The 17,936-nt window shown below is 63.2% G+C and carries 17 protein-coding genes; 16 read left to right on the top strand and 1 reads right to left on the bottom strand.

From position 1 onward, the window contains the following. Nucleotides 1-8 precede the first annotated feature (8 nt). Complete coding sequence (locus COCCU_RS09115; RefSeq protein WP_156231209.1) at nt 9-545, top strand: hypothetical protein; 537 nt, start codon at nt 9-11, stop codon at nt 543-545. 123 nt (nt 546-668) lie between these two features. Here COCCU_RS09115 and COCCU_RS09110 read toward each other — a convergent pair whose 3' ends face one another. Then, entirely contained in the window at nt 669-2,048 is a 1,380-nt protein-coding gene (locus tag COCCU_RS09110; RefSeq protein ID WP_156231208.1) for a YbjN domain-containing protein, read from the bottom strand. A 264-nt stretch (nt 2,049-2,312) separates the two neighbouring features. Between COCCU_RS09110 and hisD the strand changes: the two genes are divergently transcribed. From hisD to glgP, 15 genes are all read left to right on the top strand, one after another. Next, nucleotides 2,313-3,644, top strand: a complete 1,332-nt coding sequence (gene hisD, locus COCCU_RS09105; protein ID WP_156231207.1) for a histidinol dehydrogenase — start codon at nt 2,313-2,315, stop codon at nt 3,642-3,644. Then, a complete protein-coding gene (locus COCCU_RS09100) occupies nt 3,645-4,775 on the top strand; it encodes a histidinol-phosphate transaminase (protein WP_156231206.1) in 1,131 nt (376 codons plus the stop codon). It begins immediately after the preceding gene. Nucleotides 4,776-4,790: 15 nt separating this feature from the next. Continuing rightward, a complete protein-coding gene (gene hisB, locus COCCU_RS09095) occupies nt 4,791-5,393 on the top strand; it encodes an imidazoleglycerol-phosphate dehydratase HisB (protein WP_156231205.1) in 603 nt (200 codons plus the stop codon). Between the two features lie 3 nt (nt 5,394-5,396). After that, nucleotides 5,397-5,606: a hypothetical protein gene (locus COCCU_RS09090; protein ID WP_156231204.1), complete on the top strand. Its 210-nt coding sequence runs from the start codon at nt 5,397-5,399 to the stop codon at nt 5,604-5,606. Beyond that, nucleotides 5,607-7,031: an MFS transporter gene (locus tag COCCU_RS09085; RefSeq protein WP_231598722.1), complete on the top strand. Its 1,425-nt coding sequence runs from the start codon at nt 5,607-5,609 to the stop codon at nt 7,029-7,031. 19 nt (nt 7,032-7,050) lie between these two features. Further along, nucleotides 7,051-7,686, top strand: coding sequence for an imidazole glycerol phosphate synthase subunit HisH (gene hisH, locus COCCU_RS09080; protein ID WP_156231203.1), 636 nt, complete (start codon nt 7,051-7,053; stop codon nt 7,684-7,686). 31 nt (nt 7,687-7,717) lie between these two features. Beyond that, nucleotides 7,718-8,455 carry a bifunctional 1-(5-phosphoribosyl)-5-((5-phosphoribosylamino)methylideneamino)imidazole-4-carboxamide isomerase/phosphoribosylanthranilate isomerase PriA gene (priA, locus tag COCCU_RS09075; RefSeq protein WP_156231202.1) on the top strand — a complete coding sequence of 246 codons (738 nt, stop codon included), beginning with the start codon at nt 7,718-7,720 and terminating at the stop codon, nt 8,453-8,455. Nucleotides 8,456-8,531: 76 nt separating this feature from the next. After that, nucleotides 8,532-9,326, top strand: coding sequence for an inositol monophosphatase family protein (locus COCCU_RS09070; protein ID WP_407924138.1), 795 nt, complete (start codon nt 8,532-8,534; stop codon nt 9,324-9,326). A 51-nt stretch (nt 9,327-9,377) separates the two neighbouring features. Next, nucleotides 9,378-10,154 (top strand): imidazole glycerol phosphate synthase subunit HisF, encoded by a 777-nt coding sequence (hisF, locus tag COCCU_RS09065; RefSeq protein WP_156231201.1) that lies wholly within the window; start codon nt 9,378-9,380, stop codon nt 10,152-10,154. Nucleotides 10,155-10,165: 11 nt separating this feature from the next. After that, on the top strand, nt 10,166-10,531 hold the full coding sequence (gene hisI / locus COCCU_RS09060) for a phosphoribosyl-AMP cyclohydrolase (protein ID WP_156232757.1): 366 nt from the start codon (nt 10,166-10,168) through the stop codon (nt 10,529-10,531). Nucleotides 10,532-10,580: 49 nt separating this feature from the next. After that, nucleotides 10,581-11,258 carry a TIGR02234 family membrane protein gene (locus COCCU_RS09055; protein ID WP_231598721.1) on the top strand — a complete coding sequence of 226 codons (678 nt, stop codon included), beginning with the start codon at nt 10,581-10,583 and terminating at the stop codon, nt 11,256-11,258. Nucleotides 11,259-11,448: 190 nt separating this feature from the next. Then, nucleotides 11,449-12,285: an indole-3-glycerol phosphate synthase TrpC gene (locus tag COCCU_RS09050; RefSeq protein ID WP_156231200.1), complete on the top strand. Its 837-nt coding sequence runs from the start codon at nt 11,449-11,451 to the stop codon at nt 12,283-12,285. Nucleotides 12,286-12,329: 44 nt separating this feature from the next. Continuing rightward, entirely contained in the window at nt 12,330-13,373 is a 1,044-nt protein-coding gene (lgt, locus tag COCCU_RS09045) for a prolipoprotein diacylglyceryl transferase (RefSeq protein WP_156231199.1), read from the top strand. A 324-nt stretch (nt 13,374-13,697) separates the two neighbouring features. Continuing rightward, complete coding sequence (gene pyk / locus COCCU_RS09040; RefSeq protein ID WP_156231198.1) at nt 13,698-15,125, top strand: pyruvate kinase; 1,428 nt, start codon at nt 13,698-13,700, stop codon at nt 15,123-15,125. A 223-nt stretch (nt 15,126-15,348) separates the two neighbouring features. Further along, entirely contained in the window at nt 15,349-17,895 is a 2,547-nt protein-coding gene (gene glgP, locus COCCU_RS09035; RefSeq protein ID WP_156231197.1) for an alpha-glucan family phosphorylase, read from the top strand. The last annotated feature ends 41 nt before the right edge of the window (nt 17,896-17,936 follow it).

Genomic DNA, 17,936 nt, shown 5'->3' with positions numbered 1-17,936 from the left:
GGTTTTCTATGACCGGAGCTACCGAGACTGCCATCACCCCGCCAGTGAACCGGGGGCCCTTAACCAGGGCCGCCGGTTCACTGGCGGGGTTTCTTGCGCTGAGCCTGGTGGTTTACGCCGGGGTGGGGGCACTGTGGGCCATGCTGCGCCCCACTTATGACGCCACTGTCACCGACAGTGGCGATGTCTACCTGACTCCGGCCTTCAATGTGGAGTTCACCTCCTTCATCTCTTTCGCAGTGGCCACCGGACTACTTGGGGCCCTTCTTGCGTTGGTGATGTTCGTGGTCTCCGATGGGACCCGAGGACTGGGCACCCTGTTCTGGGTCACCCTCTGCGCCTTCCTCGGGGCAGTGGTGTTCCTCGTCGTCGGTGATCAGGTCAGTCTGCTGCTGCATCCGGTTCCGGAGCAGGATGCCCTGGAGGTGGGGGAGACCTTCCGGTTGCTGCCGGGGATGAATCCCGGGACCGCTTTTATCGCCGCTCCGTTCATGGCCTCCCTGGCCTACTGGTGTGCGGTGCTCGTCTCGCCGGAGATCAACTAACTTTCGGAGAAGAGACGGTCCGGAAGGAAATGAACCCCCCAGACTGCCCCATGATTCAGTGAGGGCGGCCCTGGGGGAATTTTTCCTGGCAGCATCCCCAGGAAAGGGGAGTGGGATTCCGGCTCAGTCGTGTCCGGGGCGGGGCCAGTGCACCACGGATTCCCCGATTGCTTCATTGCTGATCGAATCCAGGGCGTGCAGCACCTGATTGATGGCCACCTCGGTGTTGTGGCCGAGCTGGGCGTCATTGAGTCCCCTGCCCACCGGGGCAGTGAACTCCACCCGGACCTGGAGGCCATCACTGTCGGTGTGGCAGAAGGCCTTGGTGTTGATGGCTGACTCATTCCAGTCATTGCAGAGCAGGAAGATCCGCATGAAGTCCCGCTCCGGGTCCAGGTTCGGGTCCCAGTGCCCCTTGACCAGATAACTGGGGCCGTTGTCGAGGAAGAATCCGAAGAGCACCTCATTGACCCAGGCGACGATCACATTTTCATCACCGCGGGTTTTATGCACCCCGAGATCCGCCAGCGCCTCCCGCACCCGGTCCAGGGTGACCTCGAAGGGACGTTGTGGGGAGGAACTTGACTGTTCATCGTTGTAGATCTCCGGAAAGGCGGTCTCATTGGGAGGGAGACTGTGCCTGGTGGAACTGGGCCAGGTCACTTCGCCAGCTGGGAGCTCCGGGGTTTCGCTGGAGCGGGGATCGGTTTCCCGTCGGTGGCGTCCGGTGGTGTCCGTCGACTCCTCCATGTCCGACAGCTGTTCTGCGGCGGAGTCCATCCCCGGGTCTTCGTTCTCGGGGTTGGGGGAGTCTGGGTCATTGTGGGAACTCATGGTCTGGTCATCACCTTCCTTCCGTTCAACGGCGGGCCATTCAGTGACATGGACAGGCGGGGGATCAGAGGTCGGTGGGGGTGAGGTGGTCGGGAGATCCGGGATGCTGTTGTCCCGCAGCGTACCGGGCAAGGGCTCCTGCAAGGCCACCAGATCGGATTCCTGACGGGTGTCCCCCTCTGGTCCGACTTCATAGGAGAGTTCCGGGAACTCGCTGAGCAGAGTGGACACCGCCAGCTGGATGGTTTCCATCAATTCATGGAGGTATTCCGCCAACTGCTCATGACTGAGACCGTGGCGGACCTGCAGCGCAGAGCGGGCATGGAGGATCAGGTTGCCCTCCGGGCCCATCCGGAAGGAAAGGGAGGGCCCCAGGCGCTCCCGGTTCCACTCATTGACCACCCTGGCCAGATCAGCGGCCCGGCTCAGATCGAGCTCCCCCCGCACCAGGGTATCGAAGATCAGGGTCTCCGGGTCATCGGTGGGCAGGCCATTTCCGCCCATGAGGAAGACGGTGACGCGGTGATCATTCCAGGGGAAGATGAGTCGGTCCCCGGCGGGGTGGGAGCTGTATCCGAAACTCTCACCGGCGGCCTTGACCGCGGCCAGGGTGACCGGTTCCGGCCGTTGCTTCCTGGTGGGATCTGGTCCGGGGGTGTGCTGACTCAACGTGGGTGTTCCTCATGATGGGGCCCGGGGAAGTTCGCCCCGGTGGGGCTATCGGTTTTGAATTCCCAGTGTATCCCCTGGCACCTGCGGAATGTATGGATTGTGGGTGGTTTCAGCAGGGTCTTGGCCAAGGCATACAATGAGACCGTGCGGTCTGATTCGGTTTGCCGGGGCCCCGGGGCACTGCCAGGGAAGCCCCATCATGCCAGCGGGTCAAGACCACCCACCGTCCATCGGCTCGAGAACCACAGAAAGCTGTCTTCCATGCTGAACCTGATCGACCTCCGTGGTCGTACCCCTTCGATGAGTGAACTCCGCCGCGCCCTTCCCCGGGGTGGTACGGATGTCAACGCGGTCCTGCCGACCGTCACCCCGATGGTTGAGGAGGTCCGGCACCAGGGTGCTGAGGCGGCCCTGGACTTCGGTGAGAAGTTCGACAAGGTTCGCCCAGCCCAGGTGAGGGTTGCCCCGGAGGAGTTGCGCAGGGCATTGGCGGAGCTGGATCCGAAGGTGCGGGAAGCTCTGGAGGAGGCCATCGCCAGGGTCCGCAAGGTTCACACTGAGCAGGTTCCGAACCCCCACACCACGGAACTGGCCCCGGGTGCCACCGTCACCGAGGTCTTTCTCCCGGTGGTCCGAGTGGGTCTCTATGTCCCCGGTGGCAGCGCCGTCTATCCCTCCAGCGTGGTCATGAATGTGGTTCCGGCCCAGGCTGCCGGGGTGGAGTCCCTGGTGGTGGCTTCCCCGCCGCAGGCGGAGTTCGGTGGATTGCCGCACCCCACCATCCTGGCGGCCTGTGAGCTGCTGGGTGTCAGCGAGGTCTGGGCCGTCGGCGGTGCCCAGGGTATCGCCCTGCTGGCCTACGGCGATGATGCGGCAGGCCTGGAACCGGTGGACAAGATCACCGGCCCCGGCAATATCTTCGTCACCGCGGCCAAGCGACTGGTCAACGGTGTGGTCGGCATTGATTCCGAAGCTGGTCCCACCGAGATCGCCATCCTGGCTGATGATTCGGCTGACCCGGTCAACATCGCCTATGACCTGATCAGTCAGGCCGAACATGATGTCCTGGCAGCATCGGTGCTGATCACCGATTCGGTGGAACTGGCGGAACAGGTCATCGTCGAGGTGGGGGCCCGCTACAGCATCACCCGCAACGCTGAGCGGGTGGCTGAGGCGCTGAAGGGCCAGCAGTCCGGCATCGTGTTGGTCGACGATCTGGAAACCGCGATCGCCGCTGCCGATGCCTACGCCGCGGAACACCTGGAGGTGCACACCCGCAATGCCCGCAAGGTGGCGGAGCGTATCCGCCATGCCGGTGCCATCTTCGTCGGCGACTTCGCCCCGGTCCCGCTGGGTGACTACGCCGCCGGTTCCAACCACGTACTGCCCACCTCCGGTACCGCCCGTTTCAGCTCCGGCCTGACCACCCACACCTTCCTGCGCCCCGTCAACCTCATCGAATATGATGAGCGGGCCCTGAAGGAGATCAGTGAGACCGTGATCGCGCTTGCCGACGCCGAGGACCTTCCGGCCCACGGTGAGGCCATCCGCGCCCGCTTCGAGGATCTGAGCACTGACCGGGAAGGTAAATAGATGAGCGAAACAGCACAGAAGAACACGCTGGCCGCAGAGGTGGAGCTTTCCGCCCTGCCGCTGCGCAGCGAACTGCGTGGCAAGTCCGCCTATGGTGCGCCGCAGCTGGAGGTGACTTACCGCCTCAACACCAATGAGAACCCTTATCCACCCTCGGCTGCCCTGATCCAGGATCTGGTGGCCACGGTGGAGAAGGTGGCCGCGGAGCTGAACCGCTACCCGGAACGGGATGCGGTGGAGTTGCGCGATTCGCTGGCCGCCTATGTCAGCGAACAGACCGGGGTCCCGGTGACCAGGGATAACCTCTGGGCCGCCAATGGTTCCAATGAGGTGCTGCAGCAGCTGCTGCAGGCCTTCGGCGGTCCGGGCCGGAAGGTGCTTGGTTTTCAGCCGAGCTACTCCATGCACCCCATCCTCTCGGCGGGCACCCAGACCGAATTCATCAACTGCCCCCGGGGCGAGGATTTTCGCATCGACCGAGAGGCAGCCCTGGCTGCCATCGCCGAGCACCAGCCTGATGTCATCTTCATCACCACCCCCAATAACCCCACCGGTGACATCACCTCCCTGGAACTGATCCGGGAGCTGACTGAGGCTGCCCCGGGCATCGTCATCATCGACGAGGCCTACGCGGAGTTCTCCCCTTCGCCTTCTGCGACCACCCTGATCTCGGAATACCCGGCGAAGCTGGTGGTCTCTCGGACCATGTCCAAGGCCTTCGACTTCGCCGGTGGTCGCCTCGGTTATTTCGTGGCCGCCCCGGCCTTCATCGAGGCGGTCATGCTGGTTCGCCTGCCCTACCACCTCTCGGTGCTTTCCCAGGCCGCTGCCCTCGTGGCCCTGCGACACAGCGAGGACACCCTCGCGACCGTCGCAAAGCTGGCTGCCGAGCGGGAACGGGTGGTCACCCGCCTGCTGGAGCTCGGTTTCAAGGTCGTGCCCAGCGAATCCAACTTTGTCTTCTTCGGTGAATTCAAGGACCAGCACGCCGCCTGGGAGTCCTTCCTCTCCCACGATGTGCTGATCCGCGATGTCGGGGTGGCCGGACACCTGCGTACCACCATCGGCATGCCCCATGAGAATGACGCTTTCCTGGCTGCGGCCGAGAGCGTCGCCGCAGCCAACCTCTAGTTCTAGGAGTACCCAGTGACCCAACGAATCGGTCGTGCCACCCGCACCACCAGCGAGTCCGACATCAGCGTCGAGATCAATCTTGACGGCAGCGGCCAGGTCGACATCGACACCGGCCTGCCTTTCTTCGACCACATGCTCACCGCCTTCGGTGTGCATGGCAGCTTCGACCTGAAGGTCCACGCCAAGGGTGATATCGAGATCGATGCCCACCACACCGTGGAAGACACCGCCATCGTGCTCGGACAGGCGCTTCTCGACGCCGTGGGGGACAAGAAGGGCATCCGCCGTTTCGGTTCCCAGCAGCTGCCGATGGATGAGACCCTGGTGGAAGCCGTGGTGGACATCTCCGGCCGTCCCTACTTCGTGATCAAGGGCGAACCGGACCACATGATCACCTCGGTGATCGGGGGCCACTACGCCACCGTCATCAACGAGCACTTCTTCGAGACCCTGGCCCTGAACTCACGGATCACCTTGCACGTGATCTGCCACCACGGCCGGGACCCGCACCACATCACTGAAGCCGAGTACAAGGCAGTTGCCCGTGCCCTGCGCACCGCCGTCGAAATGGATCCCCGGGTCACCGGTGTCCCTTCGACCAAGGGCGCTCTGTAAAACATGCCACCAATTGCTAGAGTTGCGCAGGAACAGGCAGCGGAATCCAATAACTGGATGATCTACCTGCTGATGCTCGTGGCTGGCCTCCTCGTGGGAGGAGCCTGGTCGGCCTATAAGAGCGACAATAAATTCCTGACCGTCATCATGGCGGTTCTGGCTGCCGTAGCCACCGTGGGTGCGGTCATGTGGTTGATTGGAGCGATGACTTAAGTGGCGAAGCGGGCTCTTTCTCGGGATGAGATTGAAAAACTCGACAGCATCTGGAAGAGCCCCGGCTTCGTCGCCACCCTGATCGCGGTGGCGGCCGCTTTCGGCAGCTGGTCCATGTTGCTGCCGGTGATCCCCCTGGCGGTGCTCGACAACGGTGGCAGCGACACCCTTGCCGGTGCCTCCACCGGCATCTTCATGGCAGCCACCGTGTTGACCCAGATCCTGACCCCGGCGGCGCTGCGAAAATTCGGTTATAACCCGGTGATGGTCTTCTCCGCCTTCATGCTGGGTGCCCCCAGTCTTGGTTATCTGCTGGGCATGGATGCCGGCGTCGTCCTCTTCTTCTCGGCGCTACGCGGCATCGGTTTCGGCGCCATCACTGTCGCGGAATCCGCCCTGATCGCGGAATTGGTGCCGGTCCGTTTCCTGGGTAAGGGTTCCGGCATGCTCGGCGTGTTCATCGGGCTCTCCCAGATGATCTTCCTGCCGATGGGTCTGGCGATCGGTCGTGCCGCCAGCTTTGACATCGTCTATGGCATCGCCACCGTCATCGCCCTGGTGGCGGCCCTGATGTGTCTGCGGATCCCGCGACTCAAGGCCGCAGCCAAGTCCACCCCGGACACCGGGGAGGGGGCAGAGGTCCCCCAGAAACCGGTGGCCACCTGGCGACTGGTGCTCATCCCGGCTCTCGCCGTGACCTCCCTGTCCATGAGCTTCGGTGCGGTTTCCTCCTTCCTGCCGGCGGCGGTGCGCGAACTCGACCCGGTCACCGGGGCGGTCATCGGTGGTTTCATGCTGTCCATCGCCGGTGCCTCCGCCATGGTGTTCCGCTACCTATCCGGGGTGATCGCGGACCGCCGTGGCAAGCCCGGAGCCACCATGATTCCCGCCCTGATCATCGGTTTCCTCGGGGTTGCCCTGATGTCGTTGATCCTCTACACGGAGGGCTCGGTGTGGTGGCTGATGCTGGCGGCGGTCTTCTTCGGGGGTGGTTTCGGCATGGTGCAGAATGAGGCCCTGTTGTCAATGTTCTTCCGTTTGCCCCGTTCCAAGGTTTCCGAGGCCTCCGCCATCTGGAATATCTCCTATGATGCCGGCACCGGCCTGGGTTCCTTCCTGCTCGGTGCCGCCGCCGCCCAGCTGGCCTACCACGGGGCCTTCGGGATCGGCGCACTGATCGTCCTGGTCGGCCTGGCGCTGACCCTGGCGGATCGTTTCACGGGTCGCCGTCGCATCAGCGAAAGGGGCAACACCGCCGCCCGCCTGCGGCAGCTGCCGATTCTGCGGCGGACGGTGCGCGGCGCCCGTCGGGGTCGGGGAGCGAGCCGCCCGGAGCAGGTCGGAGAAGAGTCGAGCCGCCGCCCGCAGAACCCGGGCTGGAAGCACCGCGAGAGTGGGGAACCCGATACCCGGGAAAACGGGTGAATGCAATAAACTTCAGACCATGACTAAGACTGTCGCCCTGCTCGACTATGGATCCGGAAACCTGCGTTCAGCCCAACGCGCCCTGGAAAGGGTCGGTGCCCAGGTCACCGTAACCAATGACCCCAAGGTGGTGCTCGCCGCCGATGGACTGCTGGTACCTGGTGTCGGTGCCTATGCCGCCTGCATGGATGGTCTGCACCAGGTCTACGGTCCCCGTCTGATCGGGGAGCGGTTGGCCGGGGGCAGGCCGGTGATGGGCATCTGCGTAGGAATGCAGATCCTCTTCGACCGGGGCAGTGAACACGGCGTGACCACCGCCGGGTGTGGTGAGTGGCCAGGGACCGTCGAGAAGCTCCAGACGAGGATCCTGCCGCACATGGGCTGGAACACCGTCAGCGGTGCTGAGGGTTCGAAGATGTTCGCGGGCATTGATCCGGCGGACCGTTTCTATTTCGTGCACTCCTATGGTGTGCGTACCTGGGAATTCGAGGGTGATGACCTGACCACCCCACCGCAGGTGATGTGGGCACAGCAGGATTCCGACCGTTTCGTTGCCGCCGTGGAGAATGGTCCGCTCTGGGCAACCCAGTTCCACCCGGAGAAGTCAGGGGATGTCGGGGCACAGTTGTTGCTTAACTGGGTGGATTCGCTCTAACCCCGGCGGTCAGACGCTACACTGGTTAACCATGAGCTTCACACTTCTTCCCGCCGTCGACGTGGTCGACGGCCAGGCGGTTCGTCTCGATCAGGGCGAAGCCGGTACCGAAAAGTCCTATGGATCCCCGATCGAGGCTGCCCTCAAGTGGCAGGAACAGGGGGCGGAGTGGCTGCACTTCGTCGACCTGGATGCCGCTTTCAATCGCGGCTCCAACCTCGAGATGATGACCGAGGTGGTGGGCAAGCTCGATATCAAGGTCGAGCTGACCGGTGGCATCCGTGATGATGCCTCCCTGGAACGCGCCCTGGCCACCGGCGCCACCCGGGTCAACATCGGCACCGCCGCCCTGGAGAACCCGGAGTGGATCGCCAAGGTGCTGGCCACCCACGGTGAGAAGATCGCCGTCGATATCGCCGTGCGCAATATCGAGGGGGAGTGGCGGACCCGCGGTAATGGCTGGGTGTCTGATGGCGGTGACCTCTGGGAGGTGCTGGAGCGCCTGGATTCCCAGGGCTGCACCCGCTTCGTGGTCACCGATGTCTCCAAGGACGGCACCCTGACCGGGCCGAATGTGGACCTGCTGCGTGAGGTGGCAGCAGCCACCGATGCCAAGATCATCGCCTCCGGTGGCATCTCCCAACTGGAGGATGTCCTGGAACTGGCTCGCTACCAGGATGAGGGTATCGATTCCGCGATCATCGGCAAGGCTCTCTATGAGAAGCGTTTCACCCTCAGTGAGGCACTTGCGGCAGTCGCTGCGCTTTAAGACCCCGGCGGCGTGAGTGCCCCGCCCCAGGGGATATGTGGTCTGATGATTTCCGCAGAGGAGGGGGAACCCCGAGGTGACTGATCCCAGCACGATGCTGCGCATCGCCGAGTCGGCCGTCTCCGCAGCGGAACGCAGCTTCATTCATGGCCTCGGGGCGGATCCCCACCAGATCAAGGAACGCGGGGATTTCGCCACCAAGGTCGATCTGGAGATCGAGGAAAAGCTGCGGTCGAGTCTCAGCGACCAGACCGGCATCCCGGTCTACGGTGAGGAATCCGGTGGTGACCTCAACCGGGATCGGGTGTGGATCGTCGATCCCATTGACGGCACCGCCAACTATGCCGCCGGCAACCCGCTCTGCGCCATCCTGCTCAGCCTGCTGGTGGAGGGACAGCCGATGGTCGCGGTCACCTCCATCCCCATGCTGGGCCGAAGACTCAGCGCCCATGTCTCCTCCCCGCTCTATCTCAACGGCCGGGCACTCAAACCGCTCCGTGACCCGGATAAGATGATCGCCCAGATCGGTTTTTCCTCGGTGGCCTCGCCACTGAATTCCCGTTATTCCTCCCAGGTCCGGCAGGGGTTGCTGGCAGATCTCGCTGAAACCTACCTGCGGCCCCGGATCACCGGTTCCGTGGGAGTTGACCTGGCATTCACCGCCCAGGGCATCTTCGGTGGTGCCCTTTCCCTTTCCCCGAATGTGTGGGACAACGCCGCCGGTGTGCTGCTGATCCGGGCAGCTGGTGGGGTGGTCACGGGCACCGAGGGAGAACCGTGGACCATGAACTCCGAGGGCGTGATAGCGGGCAATGCGGAAGCCCATAAAGCCATCATGGGTACGATGAACAAGATCCTGAACCAGCAATGAAACCCTGGTGAACAGGCAACTAGATTCCAGTGGAAAGGGGAGCGACACCTCATGGCAGTCGCAGTCCGCGTAATCCCGTGTCTCGATGTCGACAATGGCCGAGTGGTCAAGGGCGTCAATTTCGAGAACCTCCGCGATGCCGGTGATCCGGTGGAGCTGGCCAAGCGCTACAACGAGGAGGGGGCGGATGAGCTCACCTTCCTCGATGTCAGTGCCTCCAAGGAAGGCCGGGGAACCATGCTCGAGGTGGTGCGTCGCACCGCCGAACAGGTCTTCATCCCGCTGACCGTGGGCGGGGGTGTCCGCAGCGTCGAAGATGTTGACCAGTTGCTGCGTGCCGGTGCCGACAAGGTCTCCGTCAACAGCTCCGCCATCGCCCGTCCGGAACTGCTCACCGAGCTCGCTGAGCGTTTCGGGGCGCAGTGCATCGTCCTCAGCGTCGACGCCCGCCGTGTCCCCGAGAATGGAACCCCGCAGCCCTCCGGTTTTGAGGTGACCACCCACGGTGGCACCCGCTCCGCAGGCCTGGACGCCATTGAATGGGCCTGTCGCGGTGAGGAACTCGGGGTGGGTGAGATCTTGCTCAACTCCATGGATGGTGACGGCACCAAGAACGGTTTCGACATCGAACTGCTGGAGAAGGTCCGTGCGGTGGTTTCCGTACCGGTGATCGCCTCCGGTGGTGCCGGTAAGGCGGAGCACTTTCCGCCCGCTGTCGCTGCAGGTGCCGACGCCGTGCTCGCGGCCAGCATCTTCCACTTCGGCGAGGTCTCCATCCGTGAAGTCAAGCAGGCACTCGCTGACGCGGGTTATGAGGTACGCCAGTGAGCGAGACCGGAATGGACCCGGTGATCGATGACCCCTCCGGGTTCGAACTGGATCCGGTGATCGCCGCCCGGCTCAAGCCCAATGAAGCTGGTCTGGTGCCGGCGGTGGTGCAGGCCGCAGGTAGCGGTGAGGTGCTGATGATGGCCTGGATGGATCAGCATGCCCTGGCCTACACCCTGGCGACCCGCCGCGGCACCTACTACTCCCGTTCCCGCGGTGAGTACTGGATCAAGGGGTTGACCTCCGGTCACACCCAGGAGGTCACCGAGGTTCGCCTGGACTGTGATGGGGACACCCTCCTGCTCAAGGTCAACCAGGTCGGCGGTGCCTGCCACACCGGTGACCGCACCTGCTTCGATGCTGATCAGCTGCTCTGAATATTGTGGTTGAAGCAGTCCCGCACATGCAGTACGGAAGGAATCATCTGTGAGTACCACAACTGCCCCTGACCGCCGGAATTCCCGGATTGCGGCGCTGTTGCTGGGGTTGGGAGCCCTCGTTCTGTGGGGGGCCTCCCGGATGAGCTGGCTCCGTGTCGAGGCCTTCGACGACAAGTCCGGCGCACTCAGCCACGATATCGTCGGGGCCACCTGGTCCACCGAGGCCACCGCGGTGACGCTGCTTCTCCTGGCGGCCTGCGTTGCGGGTTTCGCGCTTCGCCGGATCGGCCGTCGCGTGGTCGGCATCGTCGGGGCTCTGGCTGCCGTGGGGGCCAGCTGGGCGCCGCTGAACCTGTTGGCCGGAGAACCGGATGCGGAACGGGCCCGAACCATCCTCACCTCCGCGCAGTCCAGCCAACGGGCCAGTGACACTGCGGTGCTCTCGGAATGGGCGGAGCTGGTGGATCTCCAGGTTCTCAGCTCTGGTCCTGTGGTGGCGATGATCGGTTGCGCTCTGGCGCTTTTCGGTGGGGTGATGCTGGCGGTCAAACCCGGCCAGGATTCCGCCCAGCTGAACAAGTACGAACGTAAGCGCAACCGTGAGGCCCGGATCGTGGATGATCTGAAGTCCACCCCGGATTCTGGTCGGGTGATGTGGGACGCGCTCGATGCAGACATCGATCCCACCGATGACCTACCGGGGGAGAAGCCCCGGGGGAACTGATCTTCGGGGGTATCGGGATTATCGCGCCCGGACACCGGCTGTACTGAAGAAGCCGGGCATCGGGGCTGGAAGAGGGTACCACCTTTTTTCAGCCCCGATTTCTTTGTGTCCAGTGGCATTGGATAGCCTTGAGGATATGAGCTTGACGTGGTCTGAATCACGATTGGCTGAGAGTGGAAGCAGGGTAATCATGAACGCAGCAGCGCACGTGGAACGAATCCTTGCTGAGGTCACTCAAGATGTGGCGGCCAGGGAAGCAGTGGTTCCATTCAAGGAGATCAAGGCACTTTCCCGGAGCGTCGATCCCGCTCGGGATGCCGTTTCAGCGCTGCTGTCCCGTGGTTGTGGGGTGATCGCCGAGATCAAACGGGCGATCCCGGGCCGTGGGCCGATCGCCGAGGTGGCGTCCATTCCGGATCTGGCACGGGAGTTCGAGAAGGGTGGGGCGAGTCTGATCGCCTGCCACACCGACCGCCTGTATCACCAGGGTTCCCTCAGCGACATGGCAGCGGCCCATGATGCGGTGTCGGTGCCGATCATCTGCCGTGATCTGATTGTGGATCCCTACCAGATCCACGAGGCCCGTTTCCATGGGGCGGATGTGGTTCCGCTGCAGGTTGCGATGCTGGATCAGCACCGCATGGAGTCCCTCTTCGATCGCATCGAATCCCTGGGAATGCTCGCCATGCTGGAGGTCCGTACCCCCGCTGAGGCAGAGATTGCCGTCGCCCTGGGAGCCCGGTTGATCGGGGTGAACGCCCGCCGCCTCGGTGGGGTGGAAATCAACCGTGCGGCCTTCGCTGAGATCGTGCCCCTGCTTCCCGCGGAAAACATCCGGGTCGCCATGTCCGGGGTCAGTTCCCCGGCGGAGTTGCTCTCCTATGCCGCCGCCGGCGCGGATGCGGTGGTCATCGGAGAACGCCTGATGACCTCTGACACCCCAGGTAGCCTGACCCGCACCCTGGTGGCCACCGGGCAGCACCCCTCCTGCCCGGGGCGTCGACCCCCGGAGTCGCACATCGCCTGACCCCCGCCCTCGCGGCGGCGGGGAGCATCAGGCAGACTGGGAGGGTGCACGTCGACTATCTGGCAAATATTCCCTCCCCGGCCCAAGGTGTCTGGCAGCTGGGGCCCATTCCGCTCCGCGGTTACGCCCTCTCCATCATTGCGGGCATGCTCGTCGCGTTGTGGTTGACCCACCGACGCTATGTCGCCCGGGGCGGTGATGGTGAGATGGTCTGGGACGCGGCCATTGTGGCCATCCCGGCCGGCATCATCGGTGGTCGGTTGTACCACGTCATCACGGATTATGACAAGTACTTCTGTGATGGCTGCAACCCCATGAACGCCCTGAATATCACCGCCGGTGGCCTCGGTATCTGGGGTGCGGTGGCGCTCGGCGGTCTGGCGGTCTGGGCACTCTTCCGTTATAAGGGGCTCAAGCTGGGGCCCTTCGCTGATGCGATCGCCCCCGGCATCATCCTGGCGCAGGCCATCGGCCGCCTGGGGAACTGGTTCAACCAGGAGATCTACGGCCGGGAAACCGATGTGCCCTGGGCCCTGGAGATCTACTACCGGGTGGACGCGAATGGGGATCCCGCCCCCCTCAATGGGCGCTCCACCGGGGAGGTCCTGGCCACGGTGCACCCCACTTTCCTTTATGAGCTGTTGTGGAATGTGCTGATTTTCGTGCTGCTGATCTGGCTGGACCGCCGCTTCCGGATCGGCCACGGACGTCTCTTCGCCCTCTATGTCGCCGGCTACACCCTGGGTCGGTTCTGGATCGAATTGATGCGTTCCGATGCCGCAACCCTGATCTTCGGCATGAGGGTCAACACCATCGTCTCGGTGGTGGTCTTCATCGCTGCGGTGATCATCTTCCTGATGTTGCCCAAGGGCAGGGAAAGCGAGGCGGAGGTCCGCCAGATCAGGCCCGGGCGCCTTAAGGCGGGCTCCGCTGAGGCAGCTGCTTCGGGGGAGGGGAGCACTGAAGTCTCCGCTGGTGAGAAGGCCCACGGTGCCGCGGGCGGCCGCACAGCGTTGAAGAAGCCCACCGCAGCCGGGGAGCCAGGGAACACCACACCGGAGCAACCAGGTTCCGAGGACTCCAAATAGTCTTCACCTGAGGCTGGGCCGATTCCGGAGAGCATCGGGCAAAGCTGAATCAAACCCCCACAGAGTAATGATGTGATCATTTTGCTCCGTGGGGTTTAGTATTGACCCAGACTATGGTTTCGGCAGTGTTTCCGTCCCGAAAAATGCTGAAAGAGATAAGACGGGCAAACAAGAGTAGTTTGGGAGTCACGTGTCCGTTCGCGCCCCCCTATGTGAACTGGAAACCGAGGGAACTCGGTGGAAAGTCACCCGATCGGGCACATACTGACTATCTGGGCGGAATCGTGGCCCGAAAAACACGACTGAAGGATGAGGTTGTAGATCGTGGATAGAAGAACAAAGATCGTTTGTACCCTGGGCCCGGCCGTTGCCAGCAAGGAGGGCATCCTGGGGTTGGTTCACTCGGGAATGAATGTTGCCCGCCTTAACTTCTCGCATGGTGACCACCCGGATCATGAGCAGAACTACCAGTGGGTCCGTGAGGCCTCCGATGAAACTGGTAAAGCGGTGGGCATCCTCGCAGACCTGCAGGGCCCGAAGATCCGCCTCGGCCGTTTCAAGGAAGGTGCCACTGTCTGGGAGAACGGTGAGACCGTCCGGATCACCGTCGATGACGTTGAAGGCACCCATGACCGGGTGTCCACCACTTATAAGAACCTCGCCCGGGACGCCAAGCCCGGTGACCGCCTGCTCGTCGATGACGGCAAGGTCGGGCTGGTCTGCATCGAGGTAGACGGCAATGACGTCGTCTGCGAGGTCACCGAGGGCGGCCCCGTCTCCAATAACAAGGGTGTTTCCCTGCCCGGTATGGACATCTCCGTCCCGGCCCTGTCCGATAAGGACAAGAAGGACCTCCGTTTCGCACTGAAGCTGGGTGTCGACTTCATCGCACTCTCCTTCGTCCGTTCCCCGGCGGATGTCGAACTCGTCCGCGAGATCATGGATGAGGAGGGGCGCCGCGTCCCGGTGATCGCCAAGCTGGAGAAGCCGGAGGCCGTTGATGCACTCGAGTCCATCGTCCTGGCCTTTGACGCCATCATGGTGGCTCGTGGTGACCTCGGCGTGGAGGTTCCGCTGGAGCAGGTTCCGCTGGTGCAGAAGCGTGCCATCCAGATCGCCCGCGAAAACGCCAAGCCGGTCATCGTGGCCACCCAGATGCTCGACTCCATGATTGAGAACTCCCGCCCGACCCGCGCCGAGGCTTCGGATGTCGCCAATGCGGTTCTCGACGGCGCTGACGCAGTGATGCTCTCCGGTGAGACCTCGGTGGGCAAGGATCCGGGCAATGTGGTCCGCACCATGGCCCGCATCGTCAAGCACGCTGAAACCGACGGTCACGTGCCCTCCCTGAACCACATCCCGCGCACCAAGCGCGGTGTGATCTCCTATTCGGCACGCGATATCGCAGAGCGTCTCAATGCCAAGGCACTGGTCGCCTTCACCACCTCCGGTGACACCGCCCGCCGCGTGGCACGACTGCATTCCCAGCTGCCGTTGCTGGTGTTCACCCCGGACCAGGCAGTGCGTTCCCAGCTGTCCCTGACCTGGGGTGCAGAGACTTTCCTCTGCCCACAGGTCCAGGACACCGACGGCATGATGGCAGAGGTCGACCGGGCCCTGCTGGCCATGGAGGAGTACCAGGAGGATGACATGATGGTTGTCGTCGCAGGTACCCCGCCCGGAGTCTCGGGCAACACCAACATGATCCACGTCCACCTGCTCGGTGAGGATGTGAACGTGGCCAAGCCCTAGATCAGGGCCGCGCACCTTTCCGGCATCTGCCGCCACTGTGGCGCCAGTCTCTGACCCCGCCAGAAACAGGAGAGTGAACTTCCTGTTCCTGGCGGGGTTCTGCCTTGTTTAGAGGCCATTTTATGCGTTCCGGGTATTTTTCCTCGGGCCTGATGAGATACCCTTCGGGGCTGACTTTTCGATATCGGTAGCGGAACTGATCACGGGCGCTTACCTTAAGGGAGTGAATTACTCTGGAACCGTTAACGTCCGTACTAACCTGCCTGCGGAACTCGCTGGCCTTGAGCGCCTCGCCATGAACCTGCGCTGGTCCTGGCGTCGAGAAACCCGGGAGCTGTTCCGGGACATCGACCCTATCCGCTGGGAAGAGGCCGAGGAGACCCCGAAGGCCCTGCTGGCGAAGGTCCCGGCCTCCCGCCTCTTCGAGCTTGCTGAGGATTCCGACTTCCGTTCCCGCATTGAGAAGGAGCTCGCTGAGCTCGAGGACTACCAGAGCTCCGGGCTCTGGTACCAGCAAACCCTCAACGGTGAAGGCGACCTGGGTCCCACCGACCCGGCAGTGGCCTACTTCTCCATGGAATTCGGTATCCATCCCTCCCTGCCGATCTACTCCGGTGGTCTCGGCGTCCTGGCCGGCGACCACCTGAAGTCTGCCTCCGACCTGGGCCTGCCGCTGATCGGCGTGGGGCTGCTCTACACCCACGGTTACTTCACCCAGTCCCTGACCAGTGATGGCTGGCAGCAGGAGACCTACTCCTACCACAACCCCGCTGATCTGCCGGTCTCCCCGGTGGTCGACGCGCAGGGTGAGCATCTGACTGTCACCGTTGCCCTCCCCGAGGGCCGTGAGGTTGTCATTGCGCTCTGGGAGGCCAATATCGGCCGTGTCCCGCTGCTGTTGCTCGACACCAACATCGAGGCCAACTCCGACGACCTGAAAAATATCACCGACCGTCTCTACGGCGGTGACACTGAGCACCGCATCAAGCAGGAGCTGGTCCTCGGTGTCGGTGGCGTCCGCGCCGTCAACGCCTACTGTGACAACGCCGGCCTGCCCCGCCCGAGCGTCGCCCACCTCAACGAGGGCCACGCCGGTTTCCTGAGCCTGGAGCGCATCCGTGAGCGCATGGATGCGGGCCTGGACTTCGAGGCCGCCCTCGCCCAGGTGCGTGCCTCCAACATCTTCACCACCCACACCCCGGTTCCTGCCGGCATCGACCGTTTCGACATCAACCTGGTCCGCCGCTATGTCACCGAGCGACTGGTCCCGAATGTCCCGCTTGACCGGGCTCTGGAACTAGGACGCGAGTCCGATCCCTCTCTCTTCAACATGGCACACATGGGACTGCGTTCCGCCCAGCGCGCCAATGGCGTGGCCAAGCTTCACGGCCAGGTCTCCCGCAACATGTTCGCCGGCCTCTACCCGGGTTATGAGCCGGAGGAGGTGCCGATCGGTTCGGTCACCAACGGTGTCCACCTGCCCACCTGGACCAAGCCGGAAATGGCACAGGTCATCAACCGCATGGCCGGAAATATCGACCTGGCCAGCTCCGATACCTGGGAAAATGCTGATGCCGTCACCGACACGGAGCTCTGGGAGGTGCGTAATAAGCTGCGCAGCGACCTGGTCGACGTCGCCCGTGAGTCCACCAAGGAGTCCTGGCTCAAGCGCGGCCACCCCGAGGCCGAGCTGGGCTGGACCTGCCGGGTGCTGGACCGCGATATCCTCACCGTCGGCTTTGCCCGCCGCGTGTCCACCTACAAGCGTCTGACCCTGATGCTGCGCGACCCGGAGCGACTGCGCTCCATCCTGCTCAACCCGGAGCGCCCCGTGCAGTTCGTCATCGCCGGCAAGGCACACCCCAATGACATGCCGGGCAAGAAGCTGATGCAGGAGATCGTCCACTTCGCCGACCAGGCAGGACTACGTGACCGTTTCCTCTTCCTGCCGGACTATGACATCAACCTGGCCAGCTATCTGATTTCGGGCACCGATGTCTGGCTGAACAACCCGATCCGCCCGCAGGAGGCCTCCGGCACCTCCGGCATGAAGTCCGTGATGAACGGCGGCATGACCCTGTCCATCTCTGATGGATGGTGGGATGAAATGCCGCAGGAGCAGCACGGCTGGACCATCCCGACCGTGGAGAACGAGGACCCGAACTACCGCGACAATCTCGAGGCTCATGCCCTCTACGACCTGCTTGAGAACGCTGTCGCCCCGATCTTCTACGACCGTGACGAGGATGGCATCCCGCACCGCTGGCTGGAATGGGTCCGTCGCTCCCTGAGCACCATCTCGCCGAAGGTCACCTCCACCCGTATGGTGCGTGACTACATCACCGAATACTACCGTCCCGCCGTGGTCGCCCAGGCCAAGATCCACGCCTCCGATGAGATCGCCCAGGAATACGTTGCCTGGACCCAGAAGGTCCGCCAGAACTGGCACGGCATCTCCCTGAACAACCTGCGTTGCAATGGCACCCTCTTCACCGATGCTGCCGAAGCAGATGCCGGTGAGCTGCTGGTCATCAGCGTCGATGTTGATCTTGGCGAACTCAAGGACAGCGATGTCAAGGTTCAGGCCGTGATCGCAAATGAGCAGGGTCAGCGCAAGATCATCGACCTGGTCCGCGAGGAGGAGTCCTACACCGCAGCCTTCGCCGTGGATCTGCCGGGGGCCTTCAGCTATACCGCCCGCGTGGTTCCCCAGCATGAGCTGCTGGTCAATCCCGCTGAGCTGGGTCTGATCACCAATTACGCCAACTAATTGACCCAGTAACAAAAGAAACCGCGGTGATCCCCAGGGCA

The sequence above is a fragment of the Corynebacterium occultum genome, assembly GCF_009734425.1.
GTDB classification, from domain to species: Bacteria; Actinomycetota; Actinomycetes; order Mycobacteriales; family Mycobacteriaceae; genus Corynebacterium; species Corynebacterium occultum.
The sequence above is the reverse complement of the archived record's forward strand: the minus strand, read 5'-3'. Positions and strand labels throughout refer to the sequence as shown.